We start from the raw sequence: 15,449 nt of genomic DNA on the forward strand, positions 1-15,449 counted from the left end.
GTTTTTGCTGGCCGATGCAAAAGACTTGACAGATACGCCGATACATAAATCGGTATCGGAGCGCAGGAAAATATGATTGGAACGTTCTCAATGCATCTCCTACCATTACCTTCGAGCATGACATAAATACAGCCGGATATCGGCATATAACGACAAAAGGAGACATATGAAACGGTATGCACCGGGCTTTGCCACGCCTGAACTTTCCTGCGCTTTCCCCCACGCTTCCCGCAATGCCGCCGGCACGTCTGGCCGGCGCTTCGTCCTGCGCGCCACCGTCGCCGCCTTGGCCGGCGCCGGCCTGCTGAGCGCCGCCACCGTCGGCGCCCAGGAAGTCGCCCCTGCTGCCACCGCCACGGCGAGCGCGCCATCGAATGCCGAAAACAACGCCGCCCGCGCCGGGGACGACCGCAACGCGGCCGTGGTGACCGTTACCGGTACCCGCCAGGCAGCCCAGAGCGCCCAGAACATCAAGCGCAATGCCGAGCAGGTGCTCGACTCGATCGTGGCCGACGACATCGGCAAGTTCCCGGATAAAAACGTGGCCGAGATCCTGGGCCGGGTGCCGGGCGTGCAGGTGATCCGCCAGAACGGCGAGGCCGGCAACGTCGTGATCCGCGGCCTGGGCGGCATCAAGACCCTGTACAACGGCCGCGAGATGTTCACCGCGGCGGGCCGCAGCCTGTTCCTGGCCGACGTGCCGGTGGCCATGCTGCAGCGGGTCGACGTCTACAAGTCGCAGGGCGCCGACATGGTCGAAGGCGGCACCTCGGGTGTGATCGACGTGCGCACCAACCGGCCGTTCGACTTCAAGGGCGCGCAGGCGGCCGTCAACGTGCGCGGCGAGCACCGCGACAAGGCCGACCGGATCGACCCCAACGTCTCGGGCCTGCTGTCGAACCGCTGGAAGAGCGGCATTGGCGAGATCGGCGTGCTGGGCGGCCTGTCGTACCAGCGCGGCCGCTACCACGACGAAACCGCCTTCGTCGGCGAGCCGCGCACCCTCGACAGCGGCGTGATCGGGGCGCCGTCGATGGGCCGCGTGATGACCGGCGGCGACCGCGAACGCCTGGCCGGCAACCTGTCGGTCCAGTGGCGCCCGTCGCGCGACCTCGAAGTCTATGCCGAGACCTTCTCGACCCGCATCGAGCACGACTCGCAGAGCATCTTCTTCGTCGGCGACCTGCCGATCAACAACCCGGGTTCGACGGTGACGACGATGCCGGGCTCGAACTACCTGGGGTCGATCAGCCACCCGAACGTGAACACCTTCACCCTGAGCTCGACCCAGGGGCGGCGCGAATCCTCAGAAGGCCACCAGGCGGCGGTCGGCGCGATCTGGTCGGCGATGCCCGGCGTGCGCGTGAGCACCGAACTGGTACGCACGATCAGCAAGCACGACATGAAGAACCCGATCCTGGACACCGTCATGGACCGTTCCAAGGCGATCCATGCCGAAGTGCGCGACGGCGGCGGCTACCTGGAATACCCGGGCACCGACATGACCGATCCGGCCAACTGGACCATGTTCGCCCTGTTCGACAACCACAACCGCTCGCGTGGCGCCGCCAACGACTGGCGCGGCGACGTCGCCTGGACCCCCGAGAACGACGGCTTCTTCAAGGAAGTCAGCGCCGGCGTGCGCTACGCCGAGCGCGACGCCAACTTCGTCCACGAACTCAATGGCCACTCGCCGGCTCCCAACCTGTGGTCGCCCAATGCGATCAAGGTCACCGACTTCCCGGGCCTGAACTGCACCAGCCCCAAGACCGGCGGCAACTACGGCATGAACCAGTTCTATGCGCCGTGCGTGGACTACCTGCTGGACCACACCGGCGACATCCGCCAGGCGATCCGCGGCGACCGCGATCCGCGGCCGGACAATCCGCAGTCGTTCTTCGAGGACGAGGAAAAGACCAGCGCCGTCTACCTCAAGACCAACTTCGGTTTCGACGCCTGGTCGCTGCCGATCGACGGCACCGCCGGCGTGCGCTACGTGAAGACCAAGCAGCGCATCAGCGGCTACTCGGCGCGCGATGGCGTGCTGTCGCCGATCACGGTGTCGTCCACCACCAACGACGTGCTCCCGAGCCTGTCGATGCGCGCCCACTTCAGGCAAGACCTGATCGGCCGCCTGTCGGCCAGCAAGGCGATCGAGCGCGCGCCGTTCGCCGACTACAATCCAGGCCTGGCGCTGTTCCCGTCGACCACCACCACGCTGGCCACCGGCACCGCGGGCAACCCGGACCTCAAGCCGCAAGAGTCGCGCAACGTCGACGTCGCCCTGGAATGGTATTTCGCGCCGGCCGGCTCGATCACCGGCACGCTGTTCCAGCACGACTACGACAACTACCTGCGCCGCAGCGCGCGGCCCGAAGTGCACGATGGCGAAACGTATAACGTCAGCCGTCCGTACAACGCGGTCGAGGGCAAGTTGAAGGGCGCCGAACTGGCCTACCAGCAGTTCTATACCCAGTTGCCGGGCTGGCTGGGCGGGCTGGGCATGCAGGCCAACGTGACCTGGATGGATGGCGGCCTGGCGGAAGCCGACGGCACCATCAATACCTTTGCCGGCATGTCGAAGCTGTCGGCCAACCTGGTGGCGCTGTACGAATACGGCAAGTGGTCGGCGCGCGTGGCCTACAGCTGGCGCGACAAGTTCACCGCCGAGTACAACTACCGCGCGCTGCCGTACAACATCGTGGTCGATCCGCTCAAGACGCTGGACGCCTCGGTCTCGTACAAGCTGACCGACAGCCTGACCCTGACGCTCGACGGCAGCAACCTGCTGGACCAGGCCTACCACGACTACCACAGCGTGCCGCAGCTGCCGCGCGACGTGCGGCGCTACGACCGGGTGGTGGGGCTGGCCCTGAGGTGGCGTAACTGAGCGGCGCAACCGAGTTGACCTCGACATGTAGCTGAAGTGCGAAGGGGCGCTGTGCGGATATTCCGGCAGTGCCCCGGCTTGTTTTGACTGGATGGTGAATCGTGCAAACCCAAAAACTCTCGACCCTCGAAAAAGTCGGTTTCGGCGCCGGCGACATGGCGCTCAATGTGGTGATCTCGTCGATGATGTTGATCATCACCTTCTTCTACACCGATATCTACGGCCTGCGCACCGCCGACCTGGCGGCGCTGTTCGTCGCGGTCAAGGTGGTGGGGGCGGTGGCCGACCTGGTGATGGGGCAGGTCAACGACGCGGTGCTGACGCGCTGGGGACGCTATCGGCCATGGCTGCTGCTGCTCGCGGTGCCGTATGGCCTGTCGGTGTTCCTGGTCTTCAGCACGCCGGACTGGGACTATGACGCCAAGCTGGTCTGGGCCTACTCGACCTATATCCTGATGACGCTGATGACGGCCGGCGTCGGCATCCCGTACATCTCGCTGATCAGCGGCCTGACCTCGGACCCGCAGCAGCGCCTGTCGGCCAACGGCTACCGCCTGTTCTTCGCCAAGGTCGGCGCCTTCATGGTGACCATCGTGGTGCCGATCCTGGCCAACGAATGGGGCGGCGCCAATCCGGCGGCCGGCTACCAGGCCGCGATGGCGCTGATGGCGGCGGTGGGCGTGCTCCTGTTCGTATTCTGCTTCTTCACCACCACCGAACGCGTGGTGCACAAGGTCGAGAAGCAGCCGCTGATGGAACAGGTGCGGGTCTTGATGAAGAACGACCAGTGGCTGATCCTGTGCGCCGTGTGCGTGACCGGTACCATCGGCTATGTGATCCGCGGCTCGGTCGCGATCTACTACGCCAAATACTACCTGGGCGGCGATACCGCTACCGTCTCGGCCTTCCTGTCGACCGGCGTGGCGGCCGCGATCCTGGCCATGGTGGTGTCGACCTGGACCACCAAGTTCTATTGCAAGGTCAAGCTGTTCCGCAACTCGCAGATCCTGGTCGCGGTGCTCAGCCTGATGATCTACTTCCTGGTGCAGCCGGGCGATATGGTGATGGCCTTCGTGCTGTACTTCCTGCTGTCGCTGGTGGTCGACCTGCACGCGCCGGTGTTCTGGTCGGCGATCGCCGAGACCATCGACTACGGCCAGGTCAAGACCGGCAAGCGCGTCTCGGGCTTCGCCTTCGGTGGCATCTCGGTATGCCAGAAGGCCGGCATGGCGGTCGCCGGCGGCATGGTGGGCGTGCTGCTCGATTATTTCAACTACCAGCCGAACCAGGAGCAGTCGGCGCTGGCGCTGCAGGGCATCGCGCTGATGCTGTCGGTGATTCCGGGCTTCTTCCACTTCCTGATGGGGCTCCTGATGTTCAAGTACCGGATCAGCGACGACTACTACAGCACCGTCAAAGAAGACATGCGCGCCCAGGGCTACGCGACCACCTGAACCACGAATCGAGAAACGATATGCAAGAGACGATCCTCAAACCGCTGATCGAGCAACGCGCCGATCCCTACATCTATAAACATACCGACGGCTACTACTATTTCACCGCCTCGGTCCCGCTGTACGACCGCATCGAGCTGCGCCGCGCCACCACCATCGCCGGCCTGGCCGACGCGCCGACGGTCGACGCCTGGACCAAGCCCGATACCGGCCCGTACTCCGAACTGGTCTGGGCCCCCGAGCTGCATTTCAACCAGGGCGCCTGGTACGTGTACTTCGCCGCCGCGCCGAGCCGCGAGATCAAGCACAAGCTATTCCAGCACCGCATGTACGCGATCCGCAACACCAACGCCAACCCGCTCGAAGGCGAGTGGGAATTCATGGGCCAGGTGGATACCGGTATCGACAGCTTCTGCCTGGACGCCACCACCTTCACCCACAAGGGCCAGCTGTACTACCTGTGGGCCCAAAAGGACTACGAGATCGAGGGCAATTCGAACCTGTACATCGCGCCGATGAAGACACCGTGGCAGATCGAGGGCAAGCCTATCCTGCTCAGCAAGCCGGAACACGACTGGGAAACCATCGGCTTCTGGGTCAACGAGGGCCCGTCGGTGCTGCGCCGCAACGGCAAGATCTTCATCAGCTACTCGGCCAGCGCCACCGATCACAACTACGCAATGGGCCTGCTGTGGGCCGACGAGGATGCCGACCTGCTGGACCCGGCCGCGTGGACCAAATCGGCGCAGCCCGTTTTGCGTACGTGCTACGATCACGGCGTCTATGGCCCGGGACACAACAGCTTCACTTATGCCGAGGACGACGACACCGTCATGCTGGTCTACCACGCGCGCACCTATACCGAGATCGTCGGCGACCCGCTCTGGAATCCGGACCGCCACACCTTCGTGAAGCCGCTGCGCTGGGACGAACAGGGCATGCCGGTATTCGGCCGTCCCTCCACCTATTGATCACATCCTCGAGGATTCGAACAACGTGCAAACCGGTATCACGCAAGCGCCGTTCGGCCAGCTGCCCGACGGCAGGGCCATCACCCAGTTCACGCTCACCAATGCCCAGGGCATGGTTGCCAGGATCATCGACTATGGCGGCATCGTCACCGAGCTGCATGCGCCCGATCGCGACGGTAACTTCGCCGACGTGGTGCTGGGCTTCGAGTCGCTCGAGCCGTACCGCACTGACAGCCCCTATATCGGCGCGCTGATCGGCCGCTACGGCAACCGCATCAGGCATGGGCGCTTTACCCTCGACGGGCGCGAATATCAGCTGCCGGTCAACAACGGCAACAACCACCTGCACGGCGGGCCTGGCGGCTTCGACCGGGTCAAGTGGGAGGCCACGGTCGATGGCGCCAGCCTGCGCCTGCAATACCGCAGCGTCGATGGCGAGATGGGCTATCCCGGCAACCTCGATGCCACCGTCACCTATACGCTCACGGACGACAACGAGCTGGTGGTGACTTTCCACGCCGTCACCGACCAGGCGACGCCGGTCAACCTGACCCAGCACAGCTACTTCAACCTGGCCGGCGACGGTGACATCCTGGGCCATGTGCTGACCATCGAGGCGGACACCTTCGTGGCGATCGATGCCGAATCGATCCCGACCGGCGAACTGACGCCGGTGACCGGCACGCCGTTCGACTTCCGCATGCCGCGCCCGATCGGCGAACGCATCGGCCAGCCGGACAAGCAGCTGCGCCATGGCGGCGGCTACGACCACAATTTCGCGCTCAACAAGCCGCAGGGCAAGGCGCTGAGCCGCGCGGTGCGGGTGTGCGAACCGGTATCGGGCAGGGTGCTCGAGTTGTGGACCGAAGAACCCGGCGTGCAGTTCTATAGCGGGAACTTCCTCGACGGTACGCTCGCGGGCAAGGGCCGCAGCTACCAATACCGCAGCGGCTTCTGCATCGAGCCGCAGCACTATCCCGATTCGCCGAACCAGCCACAATTCCCGGACACGATCCTGCGGCCGGGCCAGGTGTACCAGACCGAGTCGCGCTTCCGCTTCTCGGTGGAGCCAGGCGCATGATGGAAGTGTTGATCGACGCCGGGCACGAACTCGGCGAATGCGTGCTGTGGTGCGAGCGCAGCGGCCGGCTGCTGTGGACCGACATCCCGGCCGCGACCCTGTGGTCCCATTCGCCGTCGACCGGCCGCACCGTCAGCTGGACGATGCCCGAGCGCCTGTGCTGCTTCGCGCTCACCGGCAGCGACGACCGCCTGCTGCTGGGGCTTGCTTCGGGCCTGGCTTTCTTCACTTTCTCGACCGGCAAGGTCACGCGCATCTGCGACGTCGAGGCCGACAATCCTGCGACGCGCCTGAACGACGGCCGCTGCGACCGCCAGGGGCGCTTCGTGTTCGGCATGTTCAACCAGGACGACAACCCGAAGCGCGCCGTGGGCGCCTTCTATCGCCTGCACCTCGACCTGTCGCTGGAGCGCCTGCCGCTGCCGCCGGCGGCGATCGCCAACAGCATCTGCTTCAGTCCCGATGGACGACGCATGTATTTCGCCGATTCGCAAGAGAAGGCCATCCTGTACGCCGACTACAACCCGTGCAGCGCCGAGGTCGGGCGGGTCCACACTTTCGTGGCGCTTGACGCCGCGCCGGGAGAGCCGGATGGCTCGACGGTCGATGCCGAAGGCTATCTCTGGTCCACGCGCTGGGGCGCGGGGCAGGTGATCCGCTTCGCGCCCGATGGCAGCATCGATCGCGTGCTCGCGCTGGCCGCGCCGCAGCCGAGTTGTCCAGCCTTCGGCGGGCCGGACTTGTCGACCCTGTTCGTCACCAGCGCGCACCTGGGCATGACGGACCAGGACCGCGCCGCTGCGCCGCTATCGGGCGCCGTGTTCCGGCACGCGCTGGACGTGCGCGGCTTGCCCGAGTCGCGCTTCCTGCACGTCCCGGCGCGTTAACGCAAGGACCTGAACGTCGCCCGCACCTCGTCGATGAACAGGTCGGGCGCTTCCCATGCGGCGAAGTGGCCGCCCCGCGCTGGCTCGTTGAAGTGAACGAGATGTGCGAAGCGCTTCGCGGCCCAGCGCCGCGACAGGTTGCCGAGCTCCCCCGGAAAGGCGCTGATGCCGGTCAGCGCCGGTTGCGGCCTGGTTGGCGCGCCGTTCTCCTTCATTGCGCGGTTGACTTCCCAGTACAGGCGCGCGGCGCTGGCCCCGGCGTTGGGCAGCCAGTACATCATGATGTCGTCGATGAGTTCATCGAGGTCCAGCGCGCCGGCATCCTGCGCCGCGTCCTGCACGAATGAATGGATCCAGGCCGCCGGCCCGGCCGGCGAATCGGCCAGGCCGAAGCCGACCGAGGCCATCGATCACGGTCCTATGCGAACCCAGGCCATTGAGCAGGGCTTCGGCGCGGCGCCAGTCATAGCCCCCGCGCCAACGCTCTACCAAACCCTGCAGCGTGGCCAGTCGCGGCCCCTGGCTGGCGTCGTCCACCGTTTCGGGATCGGGGAGACGGGTGCGCGCCAGGCGCGCCTGCAGATCGTCGAGCGCGGACTGGGGAACCGAGAGCGGGAAAGGGTGATTTCGAAGGACTTGATGGCGTCGGATGATGGGCTCGCTTCGAGCCTAGCATTTGGTCACGAAAACAGGCATTCGCCTGGCCTGTCGATACGAATATCGATATCAATCTCTTGGAAAAAGTGATTGGAAAGTTATCTGGCCGATCTTTACTATTACTTCCGGTAATCAGGAGACGTGGGTAGAGGCAAGAAGCTTCGCCCAGCTAAGAATAAACAGGAGAAATACATGTCCGAAGCAAAGAAAAAGACGCCGCTGCGCTCCGCGGCATGGTTCGGCACGCAGGACAAGAACGGTTTCATGTACCGCAGCTGGATGAAAAACCAGGGCATTCCCGACCATGAATTCCAGGGCAAGCCGATCATCGGCATCTGCAATACCTGGTCCGAACTCACCCCCTGCAACGCCCATTTCCGCAAGCTGGCCGAACACGTCAAGCGCGGCATTCTCGAAGCCGGCGGCTTCCCAGTCGAATTCCCGGTGTTCTCGAACGGCGAATCGAACCTGCGGCCGACCGCCATGCTGACCCGTAACCTGGCCTCGATGGACGTCGAGGAGTCGATCCGCGGTAATCCGATGGACGCCGTGGTGCTGCTGGTCGGCTGCGACAAGACCACGCCGGCCCTCCTGATGGGCGCGGCCAGCGTCGACCTGCCGACCATCGTCGTCACCGGCGGCCCGATGCTCAACGGTAAACTGAACGGCAAGGACATCGGTTCCGGCACCGCCGTCTGGCAGCTGCATGAGCAAGCAAAAGCCGGCGCCATCACGATGCACGAATTCCTGTCGGCCGAAGCGGGCCACTCGCGTTCGGCCGGCACCTGCAACACGATGGGCACGGCGTCCACCATGGCCTGCATGGCCGAGGCGCTGGGCACCTCGCTGCCGCACAATGCCGCGATTCCCGCGGTGGATGCGCGCCGCTACGTGCTGGCGCACATGTCGGGCATCCGCATCGTCGAGATGGTGCACGAAGACCTGCGCCTCTCCAAAATCCTCAAGCGCGAGAACTTCGAGAACGCGATCCGCGTGAATGCGGCGATCGGCGGCTCGACCAATGCCGTGATCCACCTGAAGGCGATCGCCGGCCGCGTCGGCGTGCCGCTCGAACTGGAAGACTGGACCCGCATCGGCAAGGGTACGCCGACCGTGGTCGACCTGCTGCCGTCGGGCCGCTATCTGATGGAAGAATTCTATTATGCCGGCGGCCTGCCGGCGGTCATCCGCCGCCTGGGCGAGGGCGGCCTGATTCCGAACAAGGACGCGCTGACCGTCAACGGCAAGTCGCTGTGGGACAACTGCGTCGATGCGCCGATCTACAACGACGAGGTGGTGCGCCAGCTCGACAACCCGCTGATCGCCGACGGCGGCATCTGCATCCTGCGCGGCAACCTGGCGCCGCGCGGCGCCGTGCTCAAGCCGTCGGCGGCCTCGCCGCACCTGATGAAGCATCGTGGCCGCGCCGTGGTGTTCGAGGACTTCGACCACTACAAGCAGCGCATCCTCGATCCGGACCTGGACGTGGACGAGAACTGCGTGCTGCTCATGAAGAATTGCGGCCCGAAAGGGTATCCGGGCATGGCCGAGGTGGGCAATATGGGCTTGCCGCCCAAGCTGCTGGCCAAGGGCATCACCGACATGGTGCGCATCTCGGACGCGCGCATGAGCGGCACGGCCTACGGCACCGTGGTGCTGCACGTGGCGCCCGAGGCGATGGCCGGCGGCCCGCTGGGCATCGTCCAGGATGGCGACATGATCCAGCTCGATTGCCATTCCGGTTCGCTCAACGTCGAGCTGACCGATGAACAGATCCAGGCGCGGCTGGCGGATCGGGCCGAGAAGAACAAGCCCGTGCAGCATAGCGGGTACCAGCGCCTGTATCTCGACCATGTGATGCAGGCCGACGATGGCTGCGATTTCGATTTTCTCGTCGGTTGCCGCGGGTCGGCAGTGCCAAAACATTCGCATTGATGTGATTTGGACGCGTGGACGGGAGACCCGTCCACCCTACACATTCCCGTGGGGTGGACTGCTTGCCGTCCACGCGTCCAACCAGCACGCGCCTGGCCGCGCTATACGCCGGCGCCACAATAAAACATAGGAGACCCGCACCATGCTGCTCGTCCAATTTCTGACCGAAGCGCAAGAACGCCGCATCGGCATCCTGCACGAATCCACCATCCGCACCATCGACGGCTATGCGACGACCGTCGAACTGGCCCGCGCCGCCATCGCCCAGGGCAAGAGTCTCGCTCAACTCGCCGAAAGCGCCGCCGGCAGCGAACAGGCCAGCTACGAAGACATCGCCACCGCCGGCCGCATCCTGCCCCCGATCGACCACCCCGACGCCGCCCACTGCTACGTCACCGGCACCGGCCTGACCCACCTGGGCAGCGCCGATGCGCGCGACGCCATGCACAAGAAGATCGGCGGCGACATCGCCACCCTGAGCGACAGCATGAAGATGTTCCGCATGGGCGTCGAAGGCGGCAAGCCGGAGAGCGGCACGCCCGGCGTGCAGCCGGAATGGTTCTACAAGGGCGATGGTTCTATCGTGCGCGCCACCGGCCAGGACCTCGACATGCCGGGCTTCTCGCTCGACGGCGGCGAAGAACCGGAGATCGCCGGCCTGTACCTGATCGGCGACGACGGCCAGCCCTACCGCCTGGGCTACGCGATCGGCAACGAGTTCTCGGACCACGTCACCGAACGCCAGAACTACCTGTACCTGGCCCACTCGAAGCTGCGCAACTGCGGTCTCGGCCCGGCGCTTCTGGTCGGCGAACTGCCGGCCCACGTGGCGGGCGTGTCGCGCATCGTTGGCGCGGATGGATCGGTACGCTGGGAAAAGGCCTTCGTGAGCGGCGAACAGAATATGTCGCACACGCTGGAAAACCTCGAGTACCACCATTTCAAGTACGGCCTGTTCCGGCGCGCCGGCGACGTGCACATCCACTTCTTCGGTACCGCCACCCTGAGCTTCGCCGACGGCGTCCAGGTGCAGGCGGGCGAGACCTTCGAGGTCGCGTCGCCCACCTTCGGCCCGGCCCTGCGCAACCGCCTCGCGGTGCGCGACACCCCTTACGTGAAAGTGACCACCTTATGACCATCACCGGCGAAGCCATCATCGACGGCGTGCAGGAACGCGGCGCCGGCGGATCGTTCCAGGCCTGGAACCCGACCGCGCGCGAACACCTCGAGCCGAGCTTCCACATGGTCACGCCAGAGCAGATCGACCGCGCCTGCGCGCTGGCCGGGGCGGCATTCGACACCTTCCGCGCCACCAGCGACGAGCAGCGCGCGCAATTCCTCGACACCGTGGCCGAGCAGATCCTGGCCATCGGCGACGAGCTGATCGAACGCGCGATGGCCGAATCTGGCCTGCCGCGCGTGCGCCTGGAAGGCGAGCGCGGACGCACCGTGGGCCAGCTGCGCCTGTTCGCCACCTTGCTGCGCGAAGGCTCGTGGCAGGACGCGCGCCTGGACACGCCGCTGCCCGAGCGCGCGCCGCCGCGTCCCGACCTGCGCATGCGACTGATCGGCGTCGGTCCGGTCGCGGTGTTCGCGGCCAGTAACTTCCCGCTCGCGTTCTCGGTCGCCGGCGGCGATACGGCGTCGGCCTTCGCCGCCGGCTGCCCGGTGGTGCTCAAGGCCCACTCCTCGCATCCGGGCACCTCGGAGCTGGTGGGCCGCGCGGTCAGCAAGGCGGTGGCGGAATGTGGCTTGCCTGCCGGCGTGTTCGCGCTGCTGACCGGCACCGGCAATGGCATCGGCCAGCGCCTGGTGGCGCATCCGGCAATCCAGGCCGTAGGCTTTACCGGTTCGCGTTCGGGCGGCACGGCCCTGATGGCGGTCGCCGCGGCGCGCAAGCAGCCGATTCCCGTGTATGCCGAGATGAGCAGCATCAACCCGGTATTCCTGCTGCCGCAGGCGCTGGCCGCCCGCGGCGACGAGATCGGCAAGGGTTTCGCCGCCTCGCTGACCCTGGGTGTCGGCCAGTTCTGCACCAATCCCGGCCTGGTGCTGGCGGTGGAGGGGCCAGGGCTCGAGGCCTTCGTCAAGGCCGCGAGCGAGGCCCTGGCCGGCAGCCAGCATGCGGTCATGCTGAACCAGAACATCGCCGACAGCTACCGCAAGGGCGTCGATGCGCTGGCCGGCAACGAGGCCGTGACCACGCTCGCCTGCCTGGACCACCAGGAAGGCAAGGGCGGCGCCGCTTTCTTCCGCACCTCGGCCGACGAATTCCTGAAACGGCATGAGCTGCATGAGGAAGTGTTCGGCCCGGCCTCGGTGCTGGTGGTATGCCGCGACGCCGGCCAGATGCGCGAAGTCGCCGAGGCGCTGGAAGGCCAGTTGACCGCGACCCTGCAGGTCGATGCCGGCGATATCGATGCCGCGCGCAAGCTGCTGCCGGCGCTCGAGCGCAAGGTTGGCCGCATCCTCGCCAACGGGTATCCTACCGGCGTCGAAGTGTCGACGGCGATGGTGCACGGCGGGCCGTTCCCGTCGACCGCCGATGGCCGCAGCACCTCGGTCGGCACTGGCGCCATCAGTCGCTTCCTGCGGCCGGTGTGCTACCAGAACCTGCCGTTCGAGTTGCTGCCGGACGCGCTGCGCGACGGCAATCCGCTCGGCATCTGGCGCCGGCGCGACGGGGCGCTGACCAAAGAGTAAAAAAGCAGTTACAAGAATAAAGATGGAGACAAGCATGGAACAGATGGGGAGTTATCCGAGCCTGCGCGGCAAGCGGGTATTCGTAACGGGCGGCGGCACCGGCATCGGCGAGGCGATCGTGCAGGCGTTCGTGGAGCAGGGCGCGGTGGTCGCTTTCGTCGACATCGCGCAGCAGGCCAGCGAAGCGCTGTGCGCGCGGCTGGCCGCCGCGGGCCATGTGGCGCCGCAGTTCCGCCACTGCGACATCACCGACATCCCGGCGCTGCAGCGCACGATGGCGGAACTGGCGGCGCAACTGGGCGACTTCGACGTCCTGGTCAACAACGCGGCGAACGACCAGCGCCATGACATCCAGGACGTCTCGCTCGACTACTGGAACGAGCGCATCGCCATCAACCAGCGTCCGATGTTCTTCACCAGCCAGGCGGTCCTTCCGGGCATGAAGAAGAAGGGTGGTGGTTCGATCATCAATTTCAGCTCGATGTCCTGGCATGCCAAGGGCGCCGGCTATCCGGTGTACGCCACCACCAAGGCGGCCGTGATCGGCCTCACGCGCAGCCTGGCGCGCGACCTGGGTCCGTTCGGCGTGCGCGTCAACACGGTGACGCCGGGCTGGGTGATGACCCAGCGCCAGGTCGAGCTGTGGGTCGACGAGGCGGCCGAGGTCGAGATCAAGAAGGCCCAGTGCCTGCCGGGCAAGCTGATGCCCGACGATATCGCCCGCATGGTGCTGTTCCTCGGCGCCGACGACAGCAAGATGTGCACGGCGCAGGATTTCGTCGTGGATGCTGGCTGGACCTGATCGTCTGTAGCAAAGACGCGGGACTCGTTAACTTCTGAATTCCCGCCCCCTCGAAACAACGTCATTCCCGCGTAGGCGGGAATCCAAGTGTGCCGGCCTATCGAGCAAGCTTGGGTACCCGCCTTCGCGGGTACGACGGATTTGGAGCTTGCCATGACCGCATTTGCCCGCACTGCACTGCTTGTCGTTGGAACCCTTGGCGTGCACGCACATGCCGCACCTCTCACCAGCCCTGACCGCCACATTGCGGTCGATGTCGCCGTATCGCCATCCGGCGCGTTGACCTATTCCGTCACCCGCGACGGCAAACCAGTGATCCTGCCATCAAGCCTCGGCATCGCCGTACAAGGCGCCGACCTGACAACAGGCCTGAAACTGGCCAGCAGCTCCCCCGTCAAGCCAGTCGAAGACCGCTACGAACTGGCCACCGCCAAGAAACGCCACATCACCTACCGGGCCAACGAGCAGACGCACACCGTGCGCAACGCCCAGGGCCAGGCGATGGACGTGACCTTCCGCGTCTCGAACGACGGCGTCGCCTTCCGCTACCGGGTGGCGGGCAAGGGCCTGAAATTCGTCCGCGAGACCACCAGCTTCGCCTTCGACAAATCGACCAAAGCCTGGCTGCAGCCGATGTCGGTCGCCCAGACCGGCTACGCCAACACCAACCCGTCCTACGAAGAGCACTACCAGCGCGAGATCCCGGTCGGCACGCCGTCCACGCTGGGCGCCGGCTGGGTCTTCCCGGCGCTGTTCCGCACCGGCGACACCTGGGTCGCGCTGACCGAGGCGAACATGGACGGCAGCTTCCACGCCTCGCGCTTGCATACCGATTCGCCGGGCGGCGTGTACCGCCTCGACGTCCCGGCCGCGCCCGAGGTGTTCACCGACGGCGCGCTGCTGGCCGAGTCGCAAGGTGACCTCTTGAGCCCCTGGCGCATCGTCGCGCTGGGCAGCCTGGGCACGCTGGTCGAGTCGACCCTCGGCACCGACCTGGCGGCGCCCGCGATCGCCTTCGACAAGGCGAAGATCCAGCCCGGCCACGCCGCCTGGAGCTGGGCGCTGCTGAAGGACGACGGCACCTATTTCGACATCCAGAAGCAGTTCGTCGACTACGCCGCCGACATGGGCTGGGATTACACCCTGGTCGACACCGACTGGGACCGCAAGATCGGCGACGCGCGCATGCGCGAGCTGGTGAAGCATGGCCAGGCGAAGCAGGTCGGCATCCTGGTCTGGTACAACTCGTCCGGCGCCTGGAACAAGACCGAGTACAGCCCGAAAAGCGCCTTGCTCACGCGTGAATCGCGCCAGCGCGAGTTCGCGCGCCTGCGCGAGATGGGCGTCAAGGGCATCAAGGTCGACTTCTTCGCCGGCGACGGCAAGTCGATGATTGCCTACTACGTCGACATGCTGACGGATGCCGCCCAGGCCGGCCTGCTGGTGAACTTCCATGGCGCCACCTTGCCGCGCGGCTGGTCGCGCACCTTCTCCAACCTGATGACGGTGGAAGCGGTGCGCGGCTTCGAGTTCACCACCTTCGAGCAGAAGGACCAGGACGCGATGCCGCCGCACGCCGCCATGCTGCCGTTCAGCCGCAACCTGTTCGACCCGATGGACTACACGCCGCTGGCCTTCGGCGACATCCCGAACATCAAGCGCGTGACGCGCAACGGCTTCGAGCTCGCCGAGGCGGTGCTGTTCCTGTCCGGGATCCAGCACTTCGCCGAGCGGCCGGAAGGCATGGCCGGCGCGCCCGACTACGTCAAGAACCTGTTGCGCGAGCTGCCGCGCAGCTGGGACGAGGTGCGCTTCATCGACGGCTACCCGGGCCGTTACGCCGTCATCGCCAGGAGGAGCGGCGACAGCTGGTATGTGGCCGGATTCAACGCCGACGGCGCCGCGCGCACCGTCGACATCGACCTGTCTTTCCTGAAAGGTCGCAGCGGGACGCTGGTCGCCGATGGCGATGGCGAACGCGCATTCAGCCAGGCCCCGATCAAGGCCGGCAAACATGGCATCAGCATCAAACCACGCGGTGGCTTCGTGGCCGTGTTCAAGTAAAACAT

Annotated in this window: 12 protein-coding genes; 10 read left to right on the top strand and 2 right to left on the bottom strand. The window is 65.8% G+C overall.

The genetic code is table 11. The annotated features are described in order from the left end of the window. Positions 1–166 precede the first annotated feature (166 nt). From Q9246_RS17765 to Q9246_RS17785, 5 genes are all read left to right on the top strand, one after another. Complete coding sequence (locus Q9246_RS17765; protein WP_306391990.1) at positions 167–2,890, top strand: TonB-dependent receptor; 2,724 nt, start codon at positions 167–169, stop codon at positions 2,888–2,890. A gap of 101 nt (positions 2,891–2,991) precedes the next feature. After that, positions 2,992–4,344, top strand: a complete 1,353-nt coding sequence (locus Q9246_RS17770; protein ID WP_306391991.1) for an MFS transporter — start codon at positions 2,992–2,994, stop codon at positions 4,342–4,344. 20 nt (positions 4,345–4,364) lie between these two features. Next, positions 4,365–5,315 (top strand): glycoside hydrolase family 43 protein, encoded by a 951-nt coding sequence (locus tag Q9246_RS17775; RefSeq protein ID WP_306391992.1) that lies wholly within the window; start codon positions 4,365–4,367, stop codon positions 5,313–5,315. Between the two features lie 25 nt (positions 5,316–5,340). Further along, on the top strand, positions 5,341–6,396 hold the full coding sequence (locus Q9246_RS17780; protein ID WP_306391993.1) for an aldose epimerase family protein: 1,056 nt from the start codon (positions 5,341–5,343) through the stop codon (positions 6,394–6,396). Continuing rightward, positions 6,393–7,283 (top strand): SMP-30/gluconolactonase/LRE family protein, encoded by an 891-nt coding sequence (locus Q9246_RS17785; RefSeq protein WP_306391994.1) that lies wholly within the window; start codon positions 6,393–6,395, stop codon positions 7,281–7,283. The genes Q9246_RS17780 and Q9246_RS17785 overlap by 4 nt, the downstream gene beginning before the upstream one ends. Here Q9246_RS17785 and Q9246_RS17790 read toward each other — a convergent pair. Next, positions 7,280–7,690 (bottom strand): hypothetical protein, encoded by a 411-nt coding sequence (locus Q9246_RS17790; RefSeq protein ID WP_306391995.1) that lies wholly within the window; start codon positions 7,688–7,690, stop codon positions 7,280–7,282. The genes Q9246_RS17785 and Q9246_RS17790 overlap by 4 nt on opposite strands. Further along, the gene (locus Q9246_RS26580; protein ID WP_422802392.1) at positions 7,581–7,937 is read right to left on the bottom strand and encodes an epoxide hydrolase N-terminal domain-containing protein; all 357 of its coding nucleotides are present in this window, start codon (positions 7,935–7,937) and stop codon (positions 7,581–7,583) included. Before Q9246_RS26580 ends, Q9246_RS17790 begins: the two co-directional genes overlap by 110 nt. Positions 7,938–8,132: 195 nt before the next feature. Here Q9246_RS26580 and Q9246_RS17795 point away from each other — a divergent pair, with 195 nt between their 5' ends. The 5 genes from Q9246_RS17795 (at position 8,133) to Q9246_RS17815 (ending at position 15,444) form a co-directional block, all read left to right on the top strand. Then, on the top strand, positions 8,133–9,875 hold the full coding sequence (locus tag Q9246_RS17795; RefSeq protein WP_306391996.1) for an IlvD/Edd family dehydratase: 1,743 nt from the start codon (positions 8,133–8,135) through the stop codon (positions 9,873–9,875). A gap of 142 nt (positions 9,876–10,017) precedes the next feature. Next, the gene (gene araD1 / locus Q9246_RS17800) at positions 10,018–11,010 is read left to right on the top strand and encodes an AraD1 family protein (RefSeq protein ID WP_306391997.1); all 993 of its coding nucleotides are present in this window, start codon (positions 10,018–10,020) and stop codon (positions 11,008–11,010) included. Further along, complete coding sequence (locus tag Q9246_RS17805; protein WP_306391998.1) at positions 11,007–12,578, top strand: aldehyde dehydrogenase (NADP(+)); 1,572 nt, start codon at positions 11,007–11,009, stop codon at positions 12,576–12,578. The genes araD1 and Q9246_RS17805 overlap by 4 nt, the downstream gene beginning before the upstream one ends. Positions 12,579–12,612: 34 nt before the next feature. After that, positions 12,613–13,380 carry an SDR family NAD(P)-dependent oxidoreductase gene (locus Q9246_RS17810; protein WP_306391999.1) on the top strand — a complete coding sequence of 256 codons (768 nt, stop codon included), beginning with the start codon at positions 12,613–12,615 and terminating at the stop codon, positions 13,378–13,380. Between the two features lie 153 nt (positions 13,381–13,533). Then, complete coding sequence (locus tag Q9246_RS17815) at positions 13,534–15,444, top strand: glycoside hydrolase family 97 protein (protein WP_306392000.1); 1,911 nt, start codon at positions 13,534–13,536, stop codon at positions 15,442–15,444. Positions 15,445–15,449: the final 5 nt, after the last annotated feature.

Source organism: Telluria beijingensis, assembly GCF_030770395.1.
GTDB lineage: Bacteria > Pseudomonadota > Gammaproteobacteria > Burkholderiales > Burkholderiaceae_D > Telluria > Telluria beijingensis.

Coding starts and splice junctions, on each gene's coding strand:
- Q9246_RS17765 (WP_306391990.1), top strand. CDS start 167: ATGAAACGGTATGCACCGGGCTTTGCCACGCCTGAACTTTCCTGCGCT.
- Q9246_RS17775 (WP_306391992.1), top strand. CDS start 4,365: ATGCAAGAGACGATCCTCAAACCGCTGATCGAGCAACGCGCCGATCCC.
- Q9246_RS17785 (WP_306391994.1), top strand. CDS start 6,393: ATGATGGAAGTGTTGATCGACGCCGGGCACGAACTCGGCGAATGCGTG.
- Q9246_RS17790 (WP_306391995.1), bottom strand. CDS start 7,690: ATGGCCTCGGTCGGCTTCGGCCTGGCCGATTCGCCGGCCGGGCCGGCG.
- Q9246_RS17795 (WP_306391996.1), top strand. CDS start 8,133: ATGTCCGAAGCAAAGAAAAAGACGCCGCTGCGCTCCGCGGCATGGTTC.
- araD1 (WP_306391997.1), top strand. CDS start 10,018: ATGCTGCTCGTCCAATTTCTGACCGAAGCGCAAGAACGCCGCATCGGC.
- Q9246_RS17805 (WP_306391998.1), top strand. CDS start 11,007: ATGACCATCACCGGCGAAGCCATCATCGACGGCGTGCAGGAACGCGGC.
- Q9246_RS17810 (WP_306391999.1), top strand. CDS start 12,613: ATGGAACAGATGGGGAGTTATCCGAGCCTGCGCGGCAAGCGGGTATTC.
- Q9246_RS17815 (WP_306392000.1), top strand. CDS start 13,534: ATGACCGCATTTGCCCGCACTGCACTGCTTGTCGTTGGAACCCTTGGC.